Source organism: Candidatus Phytoplasma melaleucae, assembly GCF_030588185.1.
In the GTDB taxonomy this organism is placed as follows: domain Bacteria; phylum Bacillota_I; class Bacilli_A; order Acholeplasmatales; family Acholeplasmataceae; genus Phytoplasma; species Phytoplasma melaleucae.
Window position 1 is genome coordinate 1 of record NZ_JAOSID010000015.1, and the last position, 4,341, is coordinate 4,341.

4 protein-coding genes, 1 tRNA gene and 1 pseudogene are annotated in these 4,341 nt (G+C 25.5%); all 6 read right to left on the bottom strand.

Going from position 1 to position 4,341, the window contains the following annotated elements:
• Positions 1 to 126: 126 nt before the first annotated feature.
• Positions 127 to 210, bottom strand: a tRNA-Tyr gene (locus tag OC680_RS02120).
• Between the two features lie 283 nt (positions 211 to 493).
• Entirely contained in the window at positions 494 to 2,101 is a 1,608-nt protein-coding gene (locus tag OC680_RS02125) for a YidC/Oxa1 family membrane protein insertase (RefSeq protein ID WP_304515467.1), read from the bottom strand.
• Between the two features lie 20 nt (positions 2,102 to 2,121).
• Positions 2,122 to 2,466: a ribonuclease P protein component gene (rnpA, locus tag OC680_RS02130; protein ID WP_304515468.1), complete on the bottom strand. Its 345-nt coding sequence runs from the start codon at positions 2,464 to 2,466 to the stop codon at positions 2,122 to 2,124.
• Positions 2,467 to 2,562: 96 nt separating this feature from the next.
• Positions 2,563 to 2,697 carry a 50S ribosomal protein L34 gene (gene rpmH / locus OC680_RS02135; RefSeq protein ID WP_304515469.1) on the bottom strand — a complete coding sequence of 45 codons (135 nt, stop codon included), beginning with the start codon at positions 2,695 to 2,697 and terminating at the stop codon, positions 2,563 to 2,565.
• Between the two features lie 228 nt (positions 2,698 to 2,925).
• The gene (locus tag OC680_RS02140; RefSeq protein ID WP_304515470.1) at positions 2,926 to 4,002 is read right to left on the bottom strand and encodes a M42 family metallopeptidase; all 1,077 of its coding nucleotides are present in this window, start codon (positions 4,000 to 4,002) and stop codon (positions 2,926 to 2,928) included.
• Positions 4,003 to 4,046: 44 nt separating this feature from the next.
• Positions 4,047 to 4,341: pseudogene (locus OC680_RS02145) on the bottom strand (hypothetical protein); the annotation flags it as partial.

Consider the following 4,341-nt stretch of genomic DNA (forward strand, 5'->3'; position numbering starts at 1 on the left):
ATCATCTTCAGTTTTCAAAGACTTCCCATGTCATGCTAGAGAGGCATATCCTCCCTCCGGTATCAGGATAACGACTTCGGAGTGGTCAAAATTAAACACATATGAGAAAAAGTAATAGTAGTTAGATGGTGAAGGGAGGTGGATTCGAACCACCGTACCTTTCGGAACAGTTTTACAGACTGCTGCGTTTAGCCACTTCGCTATCCCTCCAGGAATAAATCCGAAAAAATGACCAGAATTATATTTTTTCAAAACTTACTATTTGATTTTAACATAAATTAAAGAAAAAATAAACAAATTTTATTTTTTTGTTCATTATCAAAAGTAATAAATATTTGCGAAAAATGACAAAATCAAATTTCCAAGTTAATTTGGCGAAAAAAACATAAAAGTTAAATAAATTACTTGGATTCATCTGTTTTGATATCAGACCTTCATTTAATAGGTATAGTTAAAAAAAATCAAAAAATACAAATCATAAATAATCTAATAATTACATTTTTTGTAATGCAATATATTTATTAGCCATTATTTTATGATTGATCATCGTTTGAAAAATAGTATAAAGATTTCCTATAATCCAATATAAAGATAAAGTAACATCTTTAAAAGACGCAAACATCATTCCAAAAATCATGCAATAACTAATAACTTGCATCATTTGTTCTTGATTTTTTTGTTTTGCTTTTTGTTCTAAAGTTAAAAAATTATTTTGTTTTGCATAATAAGGTTTTTTTAAATTAACTTTATTCAAAAAAAACATAGTTATACCTACTAACCCGGATAATAAAAGTTTATAAATAAAATAATTGTTATTACTATCTAATTTTAAATATATAAAACCTAAAAAAGGTTTTGTAGTAAAAGGATTAAAAATTCCTCCTGAAACTCGAAAACGATTTAAAGTCTTTAACATAGCAAAAAAAATTGGCATTTGCAAAAAGGATATAAAAATTGCGAAGATATTAAAATTATATTTCTTATACACTTTCATGATTTCTATTTGCATTTGTTGTAAAGATACAGGATCTCTTTTTAAAGCATATTTAGCTTGAATTTTATTAATTTCTGGCTGTGCTAAACTCATATTTAAAGAAAAAGTATTAGTTTTAGTATAAATTGGCCAGGACAAAGTTCTAACTAAAACAGTAGTTAAAATAATGCCTAATCCTAAATTACCAAAGAAAAAACCTTCTAGACCATAAGAAAAGATATTGGAAAAAAAATATAAAAAAGATCCTATGCAAATAATTAACACATTCCATATATACCCTAATAATCCGCCCCATTTTAACTTAGAAGGCCATTGAATAGGCAAATCGCCTGTATCATCTACAAAAATCTCTAAATAAGGTTTAAAACTAGAATTTTTTTTCAATACTAAAGTGTTAATACCTTTTTGAATGCCACCATTATTATCATGCTTTTGTCTAATTAAATCATTATACTCCATACTAGAGATTTCATTGTTTTGATCATTAAATTTAAAGATCTTAAAATTTGATACATCTTTAATATCTTGAACTTCAATTTTCTTAGCATCCAAACAAATTTGTTTTAAGGTTAAAAATTTTATTTCTTCTTGTTCTTGAAAACGTTTACAAAAATAACTTCTATTTATTCCTTTTGAAACAGTAAACAGTTTTTTAAGTATATTTATTTTTGTATTTAATTCAAGTATTTGATTAAAAGAAAAATAATATTCTTCCCCTTTACAAATTTTAGCTATTTTAGCTCTAAACATATCGCGTAAATTGTCAGAAAAATCTTGATTCTTAGTAAGAGCATTAATCATAATGTTTTTATTATCTTTAATATTAAAGATAAACACTTCTAAATCTTGAAAATCTTTTTCAAAATCAAAATTATTTTGATCAGAAATTTTCTTTAAATTATTCCATTTTTTGATTAATTCTTCTTGTTCCTCTTGCTCAGAACCCTTTATTTTATCTATTTTAAAAATAACTTTAATATCGTAATTTATTAAATAATCTTTTTTTTCAGATGATTGAGGAAAAAAAATCCTAAAAAAATTTAAAATACAAAAAATTAACAAAAAAACTATAAAAAACCGTTTAAAAGAAAATTTATTTTGGTTCATACTATTTACAATATCCTTTATTATGTTATTAAAGAAGATTTTTGTAATAACATTAATAAATTTTGCGTCAAATTAGCAAAATTAAGTTCTTTTGCTTTAGGTTTAATTACAACGGCAAAATAAACACTTGAATCAATGAATTTAGAATAATTATAAATAATCATTCTTAAACGTCTTTTAATCAAATTTCTTTCATGCGCTTTTCCGTATTTTTTACTAATACTTAAAGTAAATTTAAAATGTAAAGTATTCACATGTTTAACATAAAATAAAGTAAAAAAAGCGTTTTTTACATTGTGATTTTTATTCGACCTAAAAATTAAATTAATTTCACTATTTTTTCTTAAAATAAATTTTCTTTTCATGATATATATTTTGATCTTTTTTTACAAAATAAATCAATAACTTAATTGAAAATATTAATCAAAAAACTAATGAAAAAAAATAAATATATAGAAGAATTATACTGTTAACTGGTATCTCCCTTTTTTTCTTCGATTAGCTAATAAACGGCGTCCACCTACAGTAGACATTCGCGCCATAAACCCATGAGTTCTTTTTCTTTTGCGTTTACTTGGTTGATAAGTTCTTTTCATAAAATGACAAATCCTCTTTTTTTAAAAAAATTAAAAAAAATAAATTGTCGGACAATTCAGTAATTTTTTATTTAAACAAAAAAATAAAAAAATTTACTAAGCCCTCCAATGATCAAAAAAACATCTTTATAATGGCAAATAAGCGCCAAGAATTAAAATAACATTTATGAAGAATGAAGTTTTTTTGGATAAAAATAGAAAAAAGTAATTCCATAATGAATTTCTACATTAATTAAATAAAATTTCTTCTACTTTTTTTTCATCTAACTTTTGTATAAGTGAAAATAATAATTTAACAGTATTTTCGATATCTTGTCTATGAACAATAGAAGCATGAGAGTGTATGTATCGTGTAGGAATCGATACTGTTATGGCTGCAGATCCTTCTTGTTGTATATGCATTGCGGCAGCATCAGTAGTGCCTCCAGTAGGTATTGATTCTTGAAAAGGAATATTATTTTCTCTAGCTATTTGAATAACAAATTCTCTTAATCCTTTATGAGCTACTAGTCCACGATCAAAACAAGATAATTGAGGACCTTTGCCTAAAAAACTTACAGACTTATTTTGATTTTCCGGAACATCATCGGCAATAGTCACATCAACTGCTATTGAAATTTGAGGTTTGACTTTATTCGCACTAGTAATAGCTCCTCTTAAACCTACTTCTTCTTGAACTGTAAAAGCGCCAATGAATTGATTCGGATTATTATTTATAGATGCCAAAAGCTCCATAACTACTAAAACACCTGCACGATTGTCAATAGCTTTAGCCAACCAAAAGTTAGGATTACCTAAACTTCGAAATTCAGAATAAGGCGTGATCATATCGCCTACTGCTACTCCTAACTGTTGTGCTTCTTCTTTGCTTCTTACCCCTAAATCTAAAAATAAATTATTTATTTCTGGAATTTTATTTCGTTCAGCGAGAGATAAAGAATGAGGTGGTTTAGCTCCTGTAATCGACCATAAAACACCTTTTTTCGTATGAATTTGCCATATTTGAGCCAACATAACTGTTGGCAACCAACCGCCTAATGTTTGAAACTTAACAAATCCCTCTTTTGTAATATCAGTTACCATTAATCCAATTTCATCTACATGTCCTGCCAATAAAATTTTAGGGCCTTTAGTGCCTTTATAAGCCAGTAAACTACCTAAATTATCGTGATCAACCTTATCGACAAAAGACATTATTTGATCTTGAATATAACCATTGACTTGTTTTTCTTGCCCTGAGACACCATTTAACATAGTTAATTTTTTCATTTTCTCAAATAAATTATTAAAAACATTATCACACATAACGCCTATTCTGTCTCCTCATTATTAGTTGCAACAAAGAAAATTTAATCATGTTTTATTTTACTTAAATGATCAATATTTCTATAAATTATAGAAACATAAAATAAAAATATTATAAAAAACAAAAAAGATAAAGTGATTAAAGCTAATTTATTTATATCAACACCTTTACCTAAACAAAAACAACTTAAACCGAATAAAAATAAATAAGAATTAAATTTTAAAATAGATTTTTTAGTGTTTGTTATTGCAAAAACGTACATTTCGATTAAACTATGAATGCAACAAATATAACAAATAATATTGCTTAGATTTAATATTTTTTTGAGAAACTCATTT